The organism is Nocardioides candidus (genome assembly GCF_041321175.1).
Taxonomy (GTDB): Bacteria; Actinomycetota; Actinomycetes; order Propionibacteriales; family Nocardioidaceae; genus Nocardioides.
Genome location: NZ_JBGGWC010000001.1, coordinates 1,624,593 through 1,639,253 on the forward strand (window position 1 = coordinate 1,624,593; position 14,661 = coordinate 1,639,253).

Consider the following 14,661-nt stretch of genomic DNA (forward strand, 5'->3'; position numbering starts at 1 on the left):
CCGCGCGATGACCCTGGCCACCGGCGTCGGCTCCTACCCGGGGTCCGACCAGCGGGACCTCGACGAGGCCCTGCGCGTCGTGCGCGGAGAGCTCACCCTGCCGCACCTGCCCGAGGTGCCCGGACGCGGCGTGACCGCCGGGATGGTGGGGCGCACGCTCGGCATCGTCGGGGAGCTCGACGTCGACCTCCAGCCGGCGGGCTGGCGGCTGACCGGCACCTCGGGGTCGCCGGCCGTCGACCAGCGGAGAGCGCGGTCGCTGCTCGCCCAGGACCTCGACACGCTGGAGGACCAGGCCGCCGGCGACAGCGGCCCGTTCAAGGTGCAGCTGACCGGGCCGTGGACGCTCGCGGCCACCGTGGAGCGGCCCCGCGGCGACAAGGTGCTCGCCGACCACGGCGCTCGCCGCGAGCTCGCCCAGGCGCTGGCCGTGGCGGTGGGCGAGCACGTCGCCGACGTACGCCGCCGGATGCCGGGTGCCGACCGCCTCGTCGTGCAGGTCGACGAGCCGGCGCTGCCGGCCGTGCTGGCGGGCTCGGTGTCCACGGCTTCGGGCTTCGGGAGGCACCGGGTCGTGCACCCGCCGGAGGCCAGCGAGACGCTCGCCTGGGTCCTCGAGGCCGTGCGCGACGCCGGAGCCGAGCCGTGGGTGCACTGCTGCGCCGCCGACGCCCCGCTCGCGCTGCTGCGCGGAGCCGGCGCGGCCGGGCTCGCCGTCGACCTCGCGCTCGTCGGCGCCGACGGCCACGACGAGCTGGCCGCAGCGCTCGAGGCGGGGGAGACCGTCGCGCTGGGCGTCGTACCGTCCCTGGCTCCTGCCGACCCGCCCACGGCCAAGACGCTCGTCGAGCAGGTGCTGCGCTGGCTCGACCTGGTGGGTCTCGACCCGCAGGAGTACGCCGGCCGGCTGGTCGTGTCGCCCGCGTGCGGCCTCGCGGGTGCCGACCCGCAGTGGGCGCGGCGCGCGCTCGAGCTCGCGCGGTCGGTGGCCGACAGCCTGACCTGAGCGGGTTGCCGCAGGGCGGGCCGGGTACCTGGGGGAGGTACCGTCCACCGTCCCCCGAGGAGCACCCGTGACCCGTCTCGCCGGCAAGACCGTCGCCATCATCGCCACCGACTACGTCGAGGAGCCCGAGCTCGTCGAGCCCCGGGACAGCCTGCGCGAGGCGGGAGCCACCGTGCGGGTCTACTCGCGCGGGGGCGAGCCGATCCAGGCGGCGGAGGGCGACGTGAACCCCACGGAGAAGGTGGAGGTCGACGGCAGCCTCGAGGACCTCGACGTCGCCGAGATCGACCTCCTCATCGTGCCGGGAGGCACCGTCAACGCCGACCACATCCGGACGGACGAGCGTGCCCAGACCCTGGTGCGTCAGGTGGCCGGGGCCGGCAAGCCGCTGGCTGCGATCTGCCACGGGCCTTGGCTGCTCGTCTCGGCCGGTCTCGTCGAGGGTCGCCGGCTGACGAGCTGGCCCAGCCTCGCCGACGACATCCGCAACGCCGGCGGCAACTGGGTCGACGAGGAGGTCGTCGTGGATCGCGGGCTGATCACCAGCCGCAACCCCGACGACATCCCTGCCTTCGTGGCCGAGATCGAGAAGGCGCTCGGTGAGCGGTAGGCCGGGTCAGCGGTAGGCCGGGTCAGCGGTAGGCCAGCCGGTCCACGCGGTCGTGGTAGCGGTGGCCGATCTTGCCGCCGACCACGGCGGCGAGGAAGGTCAGGACCAGGAGCGCGAGGCCGGTGATGATGCCGCCCCAGGTGGCGGTGTCGTTGGGGATCGGGATGCGCGGCAGGTCGACCCGGTCGAGCACGTTGTACTGGTCGCCGAAGACCAGCCCGAGGACCACCGCGATGACGGTGACGACGAGGCCGATCAGCCAGACGGCGACGCCCTGGCGGGCACCGTCGAAACGGGACATCCGGCCGGCGACGTAGCCGCCGAAGTAGTAGGCCAGCATCATGATCACGACGATCGCGATCGCGGCTCCGAGCCCGATCGCCCCGGCGTGCCGCTGCGCCTCGCTCTGCGTCACGTCGTTGGCGTTGCCGACTCCTGATGCGATGGCGCCCGCGATGCTGCTGAGCAGCACGGTCAGTGCGACGGCGACCAGCCAGCCGAAGAACGCGGCGCCGAGGTTCGCGCCTCCGAACTTCTCGTGGGCGCGGTCGTGGTCCGTGGCGACCACTTCCTCGTCGACGTGGTCTCCCACGTGCTCGGTCTCGTGGCGGTGGATGAGGTTCACCATCGTGACGCGCCTCCTCAGGCAGGCTCCTTGGACCTGGGCGGTACCCGGGCTGTCGGGAAGCAACCTGCCGAGCAGGCCCCGGAGACGGTGACGGCCCGCGCCCCTGGTCGGGGTGCGGGCCGTCACGGTGGGCCGTCGCGAGCCGGCGGGCGGTCAGCCCACGTGCACGCCCTCGGGCGCCTCGGTCCCGAGCTCGGCGTGCTTCACGTTGAGCAGAAGCCAGACGATGAGCGACGCGGTCCAGATCATGAACGCGCCCACCAGGAAGGCGTGCGTCGCACCGTCGGCGAACGCGTGGAGCCCCAGCAGCCGGTCACCCACACCGCCGCCGGAGGCGACCAGGTCGGCGGCCTTCGACGTCGTGTAGTGCGACGCCACCGCGGAGAGGGTGGCGAGCCCGAGGGCACCGCCGACCTGCTGCATCGTGTTGAGCACGCCCGAGCCGATGCCGGCGTCCTGGGTGCGGACACCGTGCACGGCGACCAGCGTCATCGGCACGAAGGTCAGGCCCATGCCGACGGACATCAGCACGATGAACGGCATGATGTCGGTCCAGTAGTTCTCGGCGCCGAACTCCAGCCGGCTGAAGGCGAACAGCGCGATGCCGGCGAGGATCGTGCCGGTGCCCGAGAGGAACCGCGGGTCCATCCTGGCGATGAGCTTCGAGGAGACCGTCGCGCCGAAGACCATGCCGAACGTGAAGGGCAGGAACGCGAAGCCGGCCTTCAGCGGGCTGTAGCCCATGATGTTCTGGATGTAGAGCGACAGGAAGAAGAACATCGCGAACATCGCGGCCGGGGTGATCATCATCGCCACGAATGCGACGGCGCGGGTGCGGCTGGCGAAGATCGACAGGGGCATCAGCGGCTGCTTCGCGCGGCTCTCGAACAGGACGAAGGCCACCAGGGCGACGACGCCGATGATGATCGCCGTGAGGGCGACCGGGTCGCCCCAGCCGTAGCTGACGCCGCGCGGCTGGAGCTTCGAGATGGTGTCGGGGTCGACGTTGCTGGTGCGCGTGATGCCGTAGACGAGGGCGAGCAGGCCGCCGGTGCCGAGGACGGCGCCGGGGAGGTCCAGACGGCCGGCGTGGTGGTTGGTGTCGGGAAGCAGCTTCGGGGCGAAGTACGCCGCCGCGAGACCGATCGGGACGTTGATCAAGAAGGTGAGCCGCCAGCCCCACGAGGGGTCGAGGTCGGTGAGCCAGCCGCCGAGGATCAGGCCCACGGCCGCACCGATGCCCGACATGGCCGCGAACACCGAGAACGCGCGGTTGCGCAGGGGGCCGGCCGGGAAGGTCGTCGTGATCAGGGCGAGCGCCGTCGGCGAGGCGAGCGCCGCACCGAGGCCCTGCAGGCCACGGGATCCGAGGAGCATCCACTCCGTCTGGGCGATGCCGCCGAGCGCGGAGGCCACCGCGAAGAGCGCGACGCCGATCATGAAGACGCGGCGGCGGCCGAAGAGGTCACCGAGGCGGCCGCCGAGGAGCAGCAGCCCGCCGAACGCCAGGGCGTAGCCGGTGACGATCCACGACAGGTTGGCCTGGTCGATCTTGAGGTCGGCCCCGATGTAGGGCAGTGCGATGTTGGCGATGGTGCTGTCGAGCACGACCATCAGCTGCGCCATGCAGATGAGGACGAGTGCCCATCCCGCGTGGCCCGGGGCGGAAGGTGCCTCCGCCACGTCGAGCGCCGCCGAGGGCGCATCGGCCCCGAGCTCGCCCGGCAGGTCGGATGCCTGGGTGTCGGTCATGTGGATTTCCTTGGATGTGGGAAGGGTGATCAGCCGCGGGTCACGGCAGGGAGGATGAGCTGGTCGACCACCGTGGCGATCAGCTCGTCGGTGGGCGGGTCGCCCATCAGGAAGGCGCGGTGGAGGACGATCCCGGGAAGTGCTCCCGCGATCAGGTCGAGGTCGAGGTCGTCGCGGATCTCGCCCCGCTCCTGGGCACGGCGGAACATCTCCGCGGACATCGCCTTCTTCGGGCCGATGAAGTCGCGGCGGAACGCCTCGGCGAACTCGGCGTCCCGTGCGATCGCGGTGATGACGCTGCCGAGGATCGCGAGCTGGTGGCTGTCGGTGAGGCCGCCCATCCCGCAGAAGGCCCCGATCATGTCCTCGCGGAGCGAGCCCGTGTCGGGGAGCGCGTGCGGCTCCTTCTGGGAGATGAGCGCGTCGATGACGAGCTGGGCCTTGCCGTTCCACCGGCGGTAGAGCGTCGCCTTGGACGCCTTCGCCCGGGTGGCGACGGCATCCATGGTGAGCCGGTCGTAGCCGACCTCGGAGAGGATGTCGATGGTCGAGTCGAGGATCTCCTGCTCGCGCTCGCCCTCGACGCGAGGACGCGTCTGCGCCTCGTGTGCGGCTGCGGTGGGGGACATCGGGCACCTCGGGAAACGGTTTGGATGGAACGGAACGGTTTCGTTTCGTCAGACAGTACGGAACAGTTTCGTTTCATGCAAGCCCGTCCGTCGGTGTCGCCCATGAGACACCGCCCACAGTCCCGGTGTGACGGTCCGGGCGCCGGGCCCCGGTCGAGCGACCTCAGGCGCGGTCGTGCACGAGCATCCCGCGCACGCTGCCGGCGGCCAGGCCGTTCCAGGCCCCGATCTCGCGGAGCAGGTAGTGCCCCACCATCCCCATGTCGTGGAACTCCGTGCTCCGCGCGACCGAGCCGGCGCGCCGGACGAAGTCCTGGGAGGCGGCGAAGGAGGTGATCCGGTCACGGCGGCCGTGCGCGACGACGAGGTCCTTGCCCCGGAGGGCGCCGACGGGCTCGCCGGGCGGGAACCACGGCGCGAGACCGACGAGGCCGAGCACCGACGGGTCGTCGGCGACCCGGGCGCCGGTGCGCGCGCCCATCGAGTGGCCGACGAGGACGATCGGCAGGTCGTCGTGCTCGCGGACCCGGTCGAGCGCCCACCGCGCGTCCTGCACGGGCGCCGGGGCGCCGGGGTCGTTCCAGCCGCGACGCGCGTAGCGCAGCAGCCAGACCGCGATGCCCTCGCGCCGCAGCTGGCCGGCCAAGGCGCGCTGGAGGGCGCCCGCGCGGCGCCACGAGAGGTTGGTGCCCGTGACGGGTGCGACCGAGCGCGGCGTGCCGCCGTGCAGCACGAGCACGGCGGCGCGCGCCGTGCCCTGGGCATCGATCCGGGAGATGCTCGGCTGTCCCATCCGCACCTGCCTTCCTCTTCGCTCGCGGGAACCGTTCGTACCCATTCGTAGCGCGCGGCCGGTCGGATGGGTGTCGGAGGCAGGCGGCAGGATGTCCTCATGAGCGACGCCGCGGCAGCCGTGACCAGTCCGCCCGACGATGCCCGTGACGAGCACAAGCGCCTGTCCGAGGAGATCGAGGACGCCCGCTGGCGCTACTACGTGCTCGACGACCCGACGCTGTCCGACGCCGACTTCGACCAGCGGATGCGTCGGCTCGAAGCCCTCGAGGAGGAATATCCCGAGCTGCGCACGCCCGACAGCCCGACCCAGAAGGTCGGCGGCGCGGTGTCGACGGAGTTCACCGCGGTCGACCACCTGCAGCGCATGGAGAGCCTCGACAACGCATTCTCGTTCGAGGAGCTGGAGTCGTGGCACGCCCGGATCGCCCGTGACGGCGCGGGCGAGGCCGCGATGCTCTGCGAGCTGAAGGTCGACGGGCTGGCGATCAACCTGCTCTACGAGAAGGGCCGCCTGGTCCGCGCGCTCACCCGCGGCGACGGCCGCACGGGCGAGGACGTGACGCCCAACGTGCGCACGATCGACGCCGTGCCGGACCAGCTGACCGCGACCGACGACTACCCCGTGCCCGACCTGCTGGAGGTGCGCGGCGAGGTGTTCTTGTCGGTGGCGGCCTTCGACAAGCTCAACGCCTCCCTGGTCGAGGCGGGCAAGCCCATGTTCGCCAACCCCCGCAACTCCGCGGCCGGATCGCTGCGGCAGAAGGACCCGCGGGTCACCGCCAGCCGCGCCCTCGGCATGGTCTGCCACGGCATCGGGGCGCGCGAGGGATTCGAGCCGGCCGCGCAGTCGCAGGCCTACGAGGCGCTGCGCGCGTGGGGCCTGCCGACGAGCGATCGGGTGCGGGTGCTGCCGACGATGGCCGAGGTCGAGGAGTTCGTCGCCCACTACGGCGAGCACCGCCACGACGTCACCGAGCACGAGATCGACGGCGTGGTGATCAAGGTCGACGACGTCGCCCTGCAGCGGCGGCTCGGCTCGACGAGCCGGGCGCCCCGCTGGGCGATCGCCTACAAGTACCCGCCGGAGGAGGTCAACGCACGGCTCCTCGATGTCCGGGTCAACGTCGGCCGGACGGGCCGGGTGACGCCGTACGGCGTCATGGAGCCCACCAAGGTCGCCGGGTCGACCGTCGAGCGGGCGACCCTGCACAACGCCTACGAGGTCAAGCGCAAGGACGTGCGGCCGGGCGACACGGTCATCCTGCGCAAGGCGGGCGACGTGATCCCGGAGATCCTCGGCCCCGTGCTCGCGCTGCGGCCCGAGGGGCTGCCGGAGTGGGAGATGCCGACCGAGTGCCCGTCCTGCGGCACGACGCTCGCCGAGCAGAAGGAGGGCGACAAGGACCTGCGGTGCCCCAACCACCGCTCGTGCCGGGCGCAGGTGCTCGAGCGCGTCTACCACGTGGCCAGCCGCGGGGCCTTCGACATCGAGGGGCTGGGCTCGGAGGCCGCCTTCGCGCTGGTCGAGGCCGGGGTCGTGGACAACGAGGGCGACGTCTTCGACCTGACCCCGGAGAAGCTGCTGCGCGCGCCGCTCTTCACCCGTGCGCCCAAGAAGGGCGAGGAGGGGCCGCAGCTGAGCGCCAACGCGGTCGCGCTGCTCGCCAACCTCGAGTCGCGCAAGAAGGTCCCGCTCTGGCGGGTGCTCGTCGCGCTGTCCATCCGTCACGTCGGCCCGACCGCCGCGCGAGCGCTCGCCACGGAGTTCGGATCGATCGACCGGATCCGGGAGGCGACCCGCGAGCAGCTCGCCGACGCCGAGGGCGTGGGGCCCACCATCGCGGATGCCGTGATCGAGTGGTTCGAGGTCGACTGGCACCAGGAGATCGTGGAGAAGTGGGCCCACGCCGGCGTACGTCTCGAGGACCACCGCGACACCTCGGTGGCGCGCACCCTCGAGGGCCTCACCATCGTCGTCACCGGCTCGCTGGTCGACTTCAGCCGCGACTCCGCCAAGGAGGCGATCATCGGCCGCGGGGGCAAGGCAGCCGGGTCGGTGTCCAAGAAGACCGACTACGTCGTGATCGGGGACAACGCCGGCTCCAAGGCCGACAAGGCCGAGCAGCTCGGCGTCCCCACGCTCGACGAGGACGGCTTCAAGGCCCTGCTCGTGGGTGGCCCGGCCGCGCTCGGCTGAGCCGCCGACGAAATCCGGCATTCTGCTGCGGGCGGAGGAACTCTCCGCTCTACTGCTGTCATCTGGGGGCCGGGCAACAGGAGCTCCCCTATGCGCGCCAACTTCCTTCTCGGGCGGCTGACGGTCGCCGTCCTCCTCGCGACTGCGGGTCTCGTGGTACCTCTCGTCGCTGCGCCGCCGGCCAGTGCCGTGCCGACCATCGTGTACGTCGTCGAGGGCGGCGCCGGGACCCAGGACGGCTCGAGCTGGGCGAACGGCAAGCAGCTGTTCCAGGCGACCGCGGATGCGGTCGCCGGTCAGGAGCTGTGGGTCAAGGCAGGCAACCACGTCCCGGGCGACCTGGGCCTCGGCGCCCACTTCCAGCTGAAGTCCGGCGTGGCGATCTACGGCGGCTTCGACGGCACCGAGACCAGCCGAGCGCAGCGCGACCCGGCCGCCAACGTCACGGTCCTCAACGGCGACGTCGATGGTGACGGCACCGAGATGTCGAACTCCTCCCACGTGGTGATCGGGACCGACACGGACGACACGGCGATCCTCGACGGGTTCACGATCGAGAACGGCTACGCCGGTGCCTTCAACACCCCCGAAGAGCGAGGCGCCGGGATCTACCTTGACAACAGCGACGCACGGCTGTCGAACCTCTCCATCATCGACAACCAAGCCGTGGTGGGGGCCGGGTTGTGGGCGCTGGACAGCAACCCGCACCTGACCGACGTGACGATGTCCGGCAACCACGCCGGCAAGGACGCCGGCGGCATCTGGATCTCGGGCGGGAGCCTGACCATGGACCGGGTCACGATGTCGGGCAACAGCTCGCTCTACAGCGGGGGCGCGATCGTCGCGGGGGGCACCGAGGTGACGATCACCGGGTCGACCATCACCGGCAACACGGCCAACGGCGAGGGCCAGATCACCACCAACGGCGGCGGCGGGATCTACGCCGAGAACGGCAGCCTGACCGTCCGTGACACCACCCTCTCCGGCAACAGCATCGGTGGCGTCGGAGGCGCCATCTACTACAAGGACTTCGCGAACACCTACGTGCTCGACCTCGCCAACGTGGCGATCAAGGGCAACAAGGCGATCAACGGCTGGTGGCAGGGGGTGGGCGGCGGCGTCTACATCGACTTCGGGAAGTCGAAGCTGACCGACGTCGTGCTCTCCGGCAACAAGGCCGCGCTCGAGGCCGGCGCGGTGTTCAACCGCGGCGACATGACCCTCACCAACACCACCATCGCGGGCAACACCTCCCCGGGAGCCGGCGGCATCCGCAACGAGGGGGTCACCCCGGTCATCCGCAACAGCATCCTGTGGGGCAACGGCGACTCCTACTCCACGAACGGGGCGCTCACCTGGGACATGCAGCACAGCATCATCCAGGGGGAGGGAGCGGTGCCGGGGGCCGGAAACGTCTTCACCGACCCGATGTTCACCACCGCGGTGCCGTCCGCCCCGTCCACCGGTGGCAACCTCCTCCCGCAGGCCGGTTCGCCCACGGTCGACGCGGGCAACAACGCCGACCTGCCCGCCGGGGTGACCACCGACGTCGCGGGGCACCCGAGGATCGTGTCCGGCACCGTCGACATCGGTGCCTACGAGCGGCAGAGCGCCGGTGCGACGCCGACGGTGACCTCGACCACCCCCTCCAACGGAGCGCCGGTCACCTCGGTCTTCAAGGCGACCTTCTCCGAGACCGTGACCGGCATCAGCGCGGCGACGTTCAAGGTGACCGTCGGTGGCGCGGCGGTGCCGGGGACCGTGACGAGGACGGCGACGTCGGCGACCTTCACCCCGACGACGCCCCTGATCCCGGGGGAGCACTACACCGCCAGCCTGCTGGCCGGGATCAAGGACGTGGACGGCAACCCGGTGGCGCCGACGACCTGGACGATCCGCACGTCTGTGGTCGTCGACAACAGCTCACCCGCACTCGTCGACGTCTGGGACCGCGACGCCGCCGCCGGCGCGAGCGGTGGCTTCTACTCAGCCGCCAACCAGACCGGCTACAAGGTCGCGCTCCGGTTCACCGGCACCAACGTCACCGTGCTCGGCACGCGCGCCCCGGACGGCGGTCTCGCGACGGTGCTCCTCGACGGGGTCAGCGTCGGTGCTGCGAACTTCTACGCCGCGACACGCCACGACCAGGTGGCCGTCTTCTCCAGGACCGGCCTGACCAACACCGCCCACACCCTCGAGCTCCGGGTCCGCGGCACGAAGTCCGCGGCGTCGACGGACACGTGGGTCAACGTCGACGCCTTCAAGGTCGGTGCGGCGACCTTCGAGGAGAACAGCACCCGGGTGCGGGACTACTTCACCCGTGACGCCGGCGGTGCGGGACCCTACGGCCGCTCCCTGGAGGACGGCTGGCACGCCACCACGGGCGACACCGGTGCGCGGCCGGCGTACAGGACGACCTGCCGGGGCACCGACCTCAAGGTCTACGCCGCCACGACGCCGGACTCGGGCAAGGTGGCGGTCTACGTCGACAACGTGCTCAAGACCATCGCCGACCTGCGTGCGCCCCTTCAGTACCGGGCACTCATCTACGACTCCGCGCCCCTCACCGACGCACGGCACGTCGTCCGCATCGACGTGGTCGGCACCGGCAGCGGCCTGGGCTCCGACACCGCGTTCGACTACCTGCGCTGCGGTTAGGAGCCGTCGATCAGCGGGTGCTTGCGCAGCCGGGTCTGGATGAGGCGGCGCTCGGCCTCGTTGGCGGTGAGGGCCAGCGCGCGCTGGTCGGCGGCGGCGGCCTCGGCGTCGCGACCGAGGAGGCGGAGCAGCTCGGCGCGCGTGGCGTGCCAGAGGTGGTAGCCGTCGAGGTCGGGCGCGAGACGCTCGATGTCGGCGAGGGCGACCCCCGCCTGGTCGGGCCCGAGCTGGGCGAGTGCGATGGCGCCGTTGAGGCGTACGACGGGCGAGGGGTCCTCGACGATCAGGAACCCGTAGAGGGTGACGATCTGCAACCAGTCGGTCTCCTCCCACGACGGCGCCTCCGCGTGACACATCGCGATCGCGGCCTGCAGCTGGTAGCGGCCGGGGGAGTGCAGGGAGGCCGCGCGCTCCAGGTGCTCGCCGGCCCGCTTGATCGCACCGGCGTCCCAGAGCGAGCGGTCCTGGTCGCGAAGGAGCACCAGGTCGCCGTACGCCGTGAAGCGCGCGGCCGCCCGGCCGTGCTGGATCCGGAGCAGGGCGGCGAGGCCCCATGCCTCCGCCTGCGCGGGAAGGCTGGCCGCGACCACCTCGGCGAGCCAGGCCGCGTCGGCGCCGAGGTCGCGGTCGTGGGTGCCACCGCTGGAGGCGACGAAAGCCTCGTTGTAGGCCAGGTAGACGACGGCGAGCACGTCGGGCAGCCGGTCGTCGAGGTCGTCGGGGACCTTCAGGCGGATCCCGGTCGCGACGATCTTGCGCTTGGCCCGGACGATCCGCTGGGCGAGGGTCTGCTCGTTGACGAGGAACGCGCGGGCGATCTGGGGGGTGGTGAGACCGATGACGGCGCGGAGGGTGAGCGCGAGCCGCGCCTCCGGGGCGAGTGCGGGGTGGCAGCACGCGAAGAGGAGGGGGATCCGGTCGTCGATCGCGTTCCCGACGGGAGAGGACCCGCTCGCGGCGAGGCGGTCCGCCGCGCGGGTCTGGCGTCCGCGGGCGCGCAGCAGGTCGAGGGCATTGCGCTGGGCCGCGGTCGTGAGCCAGGCGGCGGGGTTGCGCGGGGCGCCGTCGCGGCGCCAGGACCGGACGGCCTCGACGACCGCACCCTGCACCGCCTCCTCGGCGACGTCGAAGTCGCCGAAGCGGCGGGACAGGGCGGCGACCAGGCGGCCCGACTCCTCGCGGATCGTGGTCGCCAGCAGCGCGTCGCTTGCGGTCAAGGGTGCGTCACTCGAACTGGCTGTAGTCCTCGACCATCGGCCGGATCTCGACCGCCACGCCCGGGAGCTCCAGGTGCGGCCAGGTCCTCGCGAGCGCGATCGCGGCATCCATGTCGGCCACGTCGATCACGCTGAAGCCGCCGACGACCTCCTTGGCCTCGTTGAACGGCCCGTCGACGACGACGCCGCCGTGCTTGACGGTGGTCGCGGTCTCGACCGGCTGCAGCTCGGCGCCGGAGTCGGCGATCGAGGCGGCGTTCTCCTGGAACCAGGCGTAGATCCTGCCGTAGACGGCCTGGGCGTCATCCTCGCTCACGCTGGCGAGCTGGGCCGGGTCGCTGGTGAACATCAGCACGTACTTCATCTCGGGTCCTTTCGACGTGGTGTGGATCCTTCACCCCTCCGTCGCCGGCCGCCCGGCGAAATCGACAGCCCGCGGGAAAATTCTTCGCGGCCTGCAGACTGGACCCGTGAAGCGGCTCGTGGCGTCCCTGGCCTGCCTGGTCCTCCTCGGCGCGGCCACGGGCTGCACCCGGCCCGACGAGCGCCCGGTGGAGGTCACGCCCAACCCGGCGCCCTCCCCGACGGAGCAGGGCTCACCGAGCGGCAGCGTCGCACCCTCCAGCACGGTCTCGCTGCCCAGCCTCTTCGACAAGGAGTACGACGGCGGCCGGCTGCGCCTCGGCAAGGAGGTCGAGCACACGGCCACCCAGCGCCAGTACGACATCACCTACCGCGGCGACGGCCTGACGATCTCGGGGCGGATCGCCGTGCCGGAGGGGCCCGGCCCGTTCCCGGCCGTCGTGCTGGCGCACGGGTTCATCGACCCGGGCGACTACACGACCGGTCAGGGCATGACGCGCGAGCGGGAGTGGTTCGCCGACCACGGCTACGTCGCGCTGCACGTGGACTACCGCGGCTACGGCAGCTCCGACGGCCGGGGGATCCCCGGGGCGGACCTCGGCATCGGCTACGCGACCGACGTGATCAACGCCGTGCTCGCGCTGCGCGCCTGGGACGGACCCGTCGACGACGACCGGGTCGCGTTGGTCGGCCGGTCGCTGGGCGGCGGGGTCGTGCTCGACGCCCTCGTCGCCGATCCCGGCCTGACCGATGCGGCGGTCGTCTGGGCGCCGGTCAGCTCCGACCTCGGCGACCTCTACCGCCACTTCCTGGCGGGTGACCCGGGACGCGCGGACCTGCGCGACGGGATCGACCTGCTCTACGGCTCGCCCCGCGACAACCCGGACTTCTGGCGCGGGATCAGCCCACGCACCTACTTCGACCGCGTCACCGAACCGGTCCTGATCAACCACGGCACGGCCGACGAGACCTGTCCGCTGCGGTGGAGCCGCGAGACCGCGCGACTGCTCCACGAGGCCGGGGACAGAGCGACCCTCGCCGTCTATCCCGGCGAGGGCCACTCCTTCGGTGCGCGGTTCGACTCCTCGATGGAGCGCAGCGAGCGGTTCCTCGCCGATCAGCTCCGTTGAGGCGTCAGGACTCGTAGGCCCGCCCGCCGAGCCGGAGCTCGGGTGCCTCCTTGTCCGAGCCCGGGGTGCCGGGCGCGTCGAAGGGAGCCGTGCTGCAGTCGCCGGTGGCGACGTCGCAGGTGCGGACGTCGGAGTCCTCCACGGTGAAGAGGTCGCCGTCGGCGGTCCAGCCCCAGCTGAAGGGGTCCCCGTCCACGGTGATGGACGATCCGCTCGCGACGGCGTAGACCTTCGAGGTGGGCGACCCCTGCTGGTCCTCCGACACGAGCTGCGCGTAGCGGCCGTCGGGGGACAGGTCGAAGTAGCCCGGACCGTCGGCCGTGAGAAGCACGTCACCGGTGGCGGTGTCGACCACGGCCGCCTTCCCGGCGACGGTCACGCCCGCGTGCCCACCGGCGACCTCCCACACGGACGAGAGATCGGACTCCTGGACCTTCCCGGACCTCCAGTCGACCGCGTAGACCCCGTTGTCGTAGCCGTTCTGGACGTAGACCGTGTCGCCGTCGATCGAGACCGGGAACCAGTGGTCCTCGGTCGGGGCGACGGTCACCCGCGCGGCCTCGGCATCGGCCTGGACGTCGTACACGACCACCTCGAGGTTGCCGCCGACCTCCTCGCCGTAGACGACGTAGGGCTGGTCCGGGTCGCTGGCGTGGACGGTCTCCTCGGTCACCAGCGACAACCGGCGCACGTCGCCGTCGGGCGTGATCAGCGAGAACCGCTGCTCGCCCCCGCCGTCGCTCCACGAGTTGTCGCCGGCGCGGACAACCACGCCCGCCGAGCTGTAGAACAGCGACTTCACGGCCTTGTCCTCGACAGGGGCGCTCTGCGCCGGGCCGTCGTAGAAGACCTGGTTGCCGTAGGAGAAGACGGGCGCGGCGGAGCCGGGCGAGCCGGCGGGGTCGGGCGCTGCGGTGTCGTTGCCGCCACCGGCGAGCGCGGCGACGCTGCCGCCGACGACGAGCGCGGCGGCGACGCCGCAGGCGCCGACGACCATGCGGTGGCGACGGCGCATGCCGCGGCCCTCACGGATGACCGCGCCCGGGGTGGGCGGCGGCACGTCGAGCCCGTCGGCCTCGCCGGCGAGCAGCTGGGAAAGGCGCTCAGTCATGGTGGGCTCCTGCAGGGATCACGCTGTCGCCGAGCAGGACTCGGAGCTTGCTCAGCGCTTCGGACGTCTGGGACTTCACGGTGCCCTCGGTGATGCCGAGGGCGTGGGCGACCTGGGCGACGCTCAGGTCCTCGTAGTAGCGGAGCACGACGACCGCGCGCTGCCGGGGTGGCAGGGTCGCGAGCGCGTCGATGACGCTCCGACGGTCGCTCGGGTCGGTCTCGTGGCCGGGCCCGTGCGCGGGCTCGGGGAGCTCCTCCGTGGGGCGCTCGTTGCGCCAGCCCTTCTTGCGGAACCACGACGCGGCGGTGTTCACCAGCGTGGTCCGCGCGTAACCCGGTGCGGCGTCCACGTTCTGCACGCGACGCCAGTTGGCGTAGGTCTTGGCCAGCGCCGTCTGCACCAGGTCCTCCGCGTCGGCACGGTCGCCGAGCATCAGGTAGGCGGTGCGGTAGAGGTTCGCCCAGCACGCGTGCACGAGCTCGGCGAATTCCTCGTCGGTCGGTGGTCGTGTCATCCACTCACCCTTCCTCTTCGGTCACCCTGACAGATGCGACGGGCTCAC

13 protein-coding genes are annotated in these 14,661 nt (G+C 71.9%); 5 read left to right on the plus strand and 8 right to left on the minus strand.

From position 1 onward, the window contains the following. Positions 1 to 7: 7 nt before the first annotated feature. Both ACAX67_RS08110 and ACAX67_RS08115 read left to right on the plus strand, forming a co-directional pair. The gene (locus ACAX67_RS08110; RefSeq protein ID WP_370703300.1) at positions 8 to 1,006 is read left to right on the plus strand and encodes a uroporphyrinogen decarboxylase/cobalamine-independent methonine synthase family protein; all 999 of its coding nucleotides are present in this window, start codon (positions 8 to 10) and stop codon (positions 1,004 to 1,006) included. Between the two features lie 67 nt (positions 1,007 to 1,073). Continuing rightward, positions 1,074 to 1,616: a type 1 glutamine amidotransferase domain-containing protein gene (locus tag ACAX67_RS08115; RefSeq protein ID WP_370703301.1), complete on the plus strand. Its 543-nt coding sequence runs from the start codon at positions 1,074 to 1,076 to the stop codon at positions 1,614 to 1,616. 22 nt (positions 1,617 to 1,638) lie between these two features. On the opposite strand, the gene ACAX67_RS08120 is transcribed toward ACAX67_RS08115, so the two are convergent. The 4 genes from ACAX67_RS08120 to ACAX67_RS08135 form a co-directional block, all read right to left on the minus strand. Continuing rightward, positions 1,639 to 2,244: a hypothetical protein gene (locus tag ACAX67_RS08120; protein WP_370703302.1), complete on the minus strand. Its 606-nt coding sequence runs from the start codon at positions 2,242 to 2,244 to the stop codon at positions 1,639 to 1,641. A gap of 153 nt (positions 2,245 to 2,397) precedes the next feature. Next, entirely contained in the window at positions 2,398 to 3,996 is a 1,599-nt protein-coding gene (locus tag ACAX67_RS08125) for an MFS transporter (RefSeq protein ID WP_370703303.1), read from the minus strand. Between the two features lie 29 nt (positions 3,997 to 4,025). Continuing rightward, the gene (locus tag ACAX67_RS08130; RefSeq protein ID WP_370703304.1) at positions 4,026 to 4,625 is read right to left on the minus strand and encodes a TetR/AcrR family transcriptional regulator; all 600 of its coding nucleotides are present in this window, start codon (positions 4,623 to 4,625) and stop codon (positions 4,026 to 4,028) included. 163 nt (positions 4,626 to 4,788) lie between these two features. After that, positions 4,789 to 5,418: an alpha/beta hydrolase gene (locus ACAX67_RS08135; RefSeq protein WP_370703305.1), complete on the minus strand. Its 630-nt coding sequence runs from the start codon at positions 5,416 to 5,418 to the stop codon at positions 4,789 to 4,791. Positions 5,419 to 5,517: 99 nt separating this feature from the next. Between ACAX67_RS08135 and ligA the strand changes: the two genes are divergently transcribed. Beyond that, positions 5,518 to 7,617: an NAD-dependent DNA ligase LigA gene (gene ligA / locus ACAX67_RS08140; RefSeq protein WP_370703306.1), complete on the plus strand. Its 2,100-nt coding sequence runs from the start codon at positions 5,518 to 5,520 to the stop codon at positions 7,615 to 7,617. A gap of 90 nt (positions 7,618 to 7,707) precedes the next feature. Then, on the plus strand, positions 7,708 to 10,275 hold the full coding sequence (locus ACAX67_RS08145; RefSeq protein ID WP_370703307.1) for an Ig-like domain-containing protein: 2,568 nt from the start codon (positions 7,708 to 7,710) through the stop codon (positions 10,273 to 10,275). Here ACAX67_RS08145 and ACAX67_RS08150 read toward each other — a convergent pair. Together ACAX67_RS08150 and ACAX67_RS08155 are read right to left on the minus strand one after the other, a co-directional pair. Continuing rightward, positions 10,272 to 11,492, minus strand: a complete 1,221-nt coding sequence (locus tag ACAX67_RS08150; RefSeq protein WP_370703308.1) for an RNA polymerase sigma factor — start codon at positions 11,490 to 11,492, stop codon at positions 10,272 to 10,274. The genes ACAX67_RS08145 and ACAX67_RS08150 overlap by 4 nt on opposite strands. A 7-nt stretch (positions 11,493 to 11,499) precedes the next feature. Then, on the minus strand, positions 11,500 to 11,856 hold the full coding sequence (locus tag ACAX67_RS08155; RefSeq protein ID WP_370703309.1) for a YciI family protein: 357 nt from the start codon (positions 11,854 to 11,856) through the stop codon (positions 11,500 to 11,502). A gap of 106 nt (positions 11,857 to 11,962) precedes the next feature. Here ACAX67_RS08155 and ACAX67_RS08160 point away from each other — a divergent pair, with 106 nt between their 5' ends. After that, positions 11,963 to 12,985, plus strand: coding sequence for an alpha/beta hydrolase family protein (locus ACAX67_RS08160; protein ID WP_370703310.1), 1,023 nt, complete (start codon positions 11,963 to 11,965; stop codon positions 12,983 to 12,985). A gap of 4 nt (positions 12,986 to 12,989) precedes the next feature. Here ACAX67_RS08160 and ACAX67_RS08165 read toward each other — a convergent pair whose 3' ends face one another. Together ACAX67_RS08165 and ACAX67_RS08170 are read right to left on the minus strand one after the other, a co-directional pair. Further along, complete coding sequence (locus ACAX67_RS08165) at positions 12,990 to 14,096, minus strand: YncE family protein (protein ID WP_370703311.1); 1,107 nt, start codon at positions 14,094 to 14,096, stop codon at positions 12,990 to 12,992. Then, a complete protein-coding gene (locus ACAX67_RS08170; protein WP_370703312.1) occupies positions 14,089 to 14,613 on the minus strand; it encodes a SigE family RNA polymerase sigma factor in 525 nt (174 codons plus the stop codon). Before ACAX67_RS08170 ends, ACAX67_RS08165 begins: the two co-directional genes overlap by 8 nt. Positions 14,614 to 14,661: the final 48 nt, after the last annotated feature.

What these genes read in the sequence shown, in the direction of transcription:
- ACAX67_RS08110 (WP_370703300.1), top strand. Translation starts at nt 8, where the DNA reads ATGACCCTGGCCACCGGCGTCGGCTCCTACCCGGGGTCCGACCAGCGG.
- ACAX67_RS08120 (WP_370703302.1), bottom strand. Translation starts at nt 2,244, where the DNA reads ATGGTGAACCTCATCCACCGCCACGAGACCGAGCACGTGGGAGACCAC.
- ACAX67_RS08125 (WP_370703303.1), bottom strand. Translation starts at nt 3,996, where the DNA reads ATGACCGACACCCAGGCATCCGACCTGCCGGGCGAGCTCGGGGCCGAT.
- ACAX67_RS08130 (WP_370703304.1), bottom strand. Translation starts at nt 4,625, where the DNA reads ATGTCCCCCACCGCAGCCGCACACGAGGCGCAGACGCGTCCTCGCGTC.
- ACAX67_RS08135 (WP_370703305.1), bottom strand. Translation starts at nt 5,418, where the DNA reads ATGGGACAGCCGAGCATCTCCCGGATCGATGCCCAGGGCACGGCGCGC.
- ligA (WP_370703306.1), top strand. Translation starts at nt 5,518, where the DNA reads ATGAGCGACGCCGCGGCAGCCGTGACCAGTCCGCCCGACGATGCCCGT.
- ACAX67_RS08145 (WP_370703307.1), top strand. Translation starts at nt 7,708, where the DNA reads ATGCGCGCCAACTTCCTTCTCGGGCGGCTGACGGTCGCCGTCCTCCTC.
- ACAX67_RS08155 (WP_370703309.1), bottom strand. Translation starts at nt 11,856, where the DNA reads ATGAAGTACGTGCTGATGTTCACCAGCGACCCGGCCCAGCTCGCCAGC.
- ACAX67_RS08165 (WP_370703311.1), bottom strand. Translation starts at nt 14,096, where the DNA reads ATGACTGAGCGCCTTTCCCAGCTGCTCGCCGGCGAGGCCGACGGGCTC.
- ACAX67_RS08170 (WP_370703312.1), bottom strand. Translation starts at nt 14,613, where the DNA reads ATGACACGACCACCGACCGACGAGGAATTCGCCGAGCTCGTGCACGCG.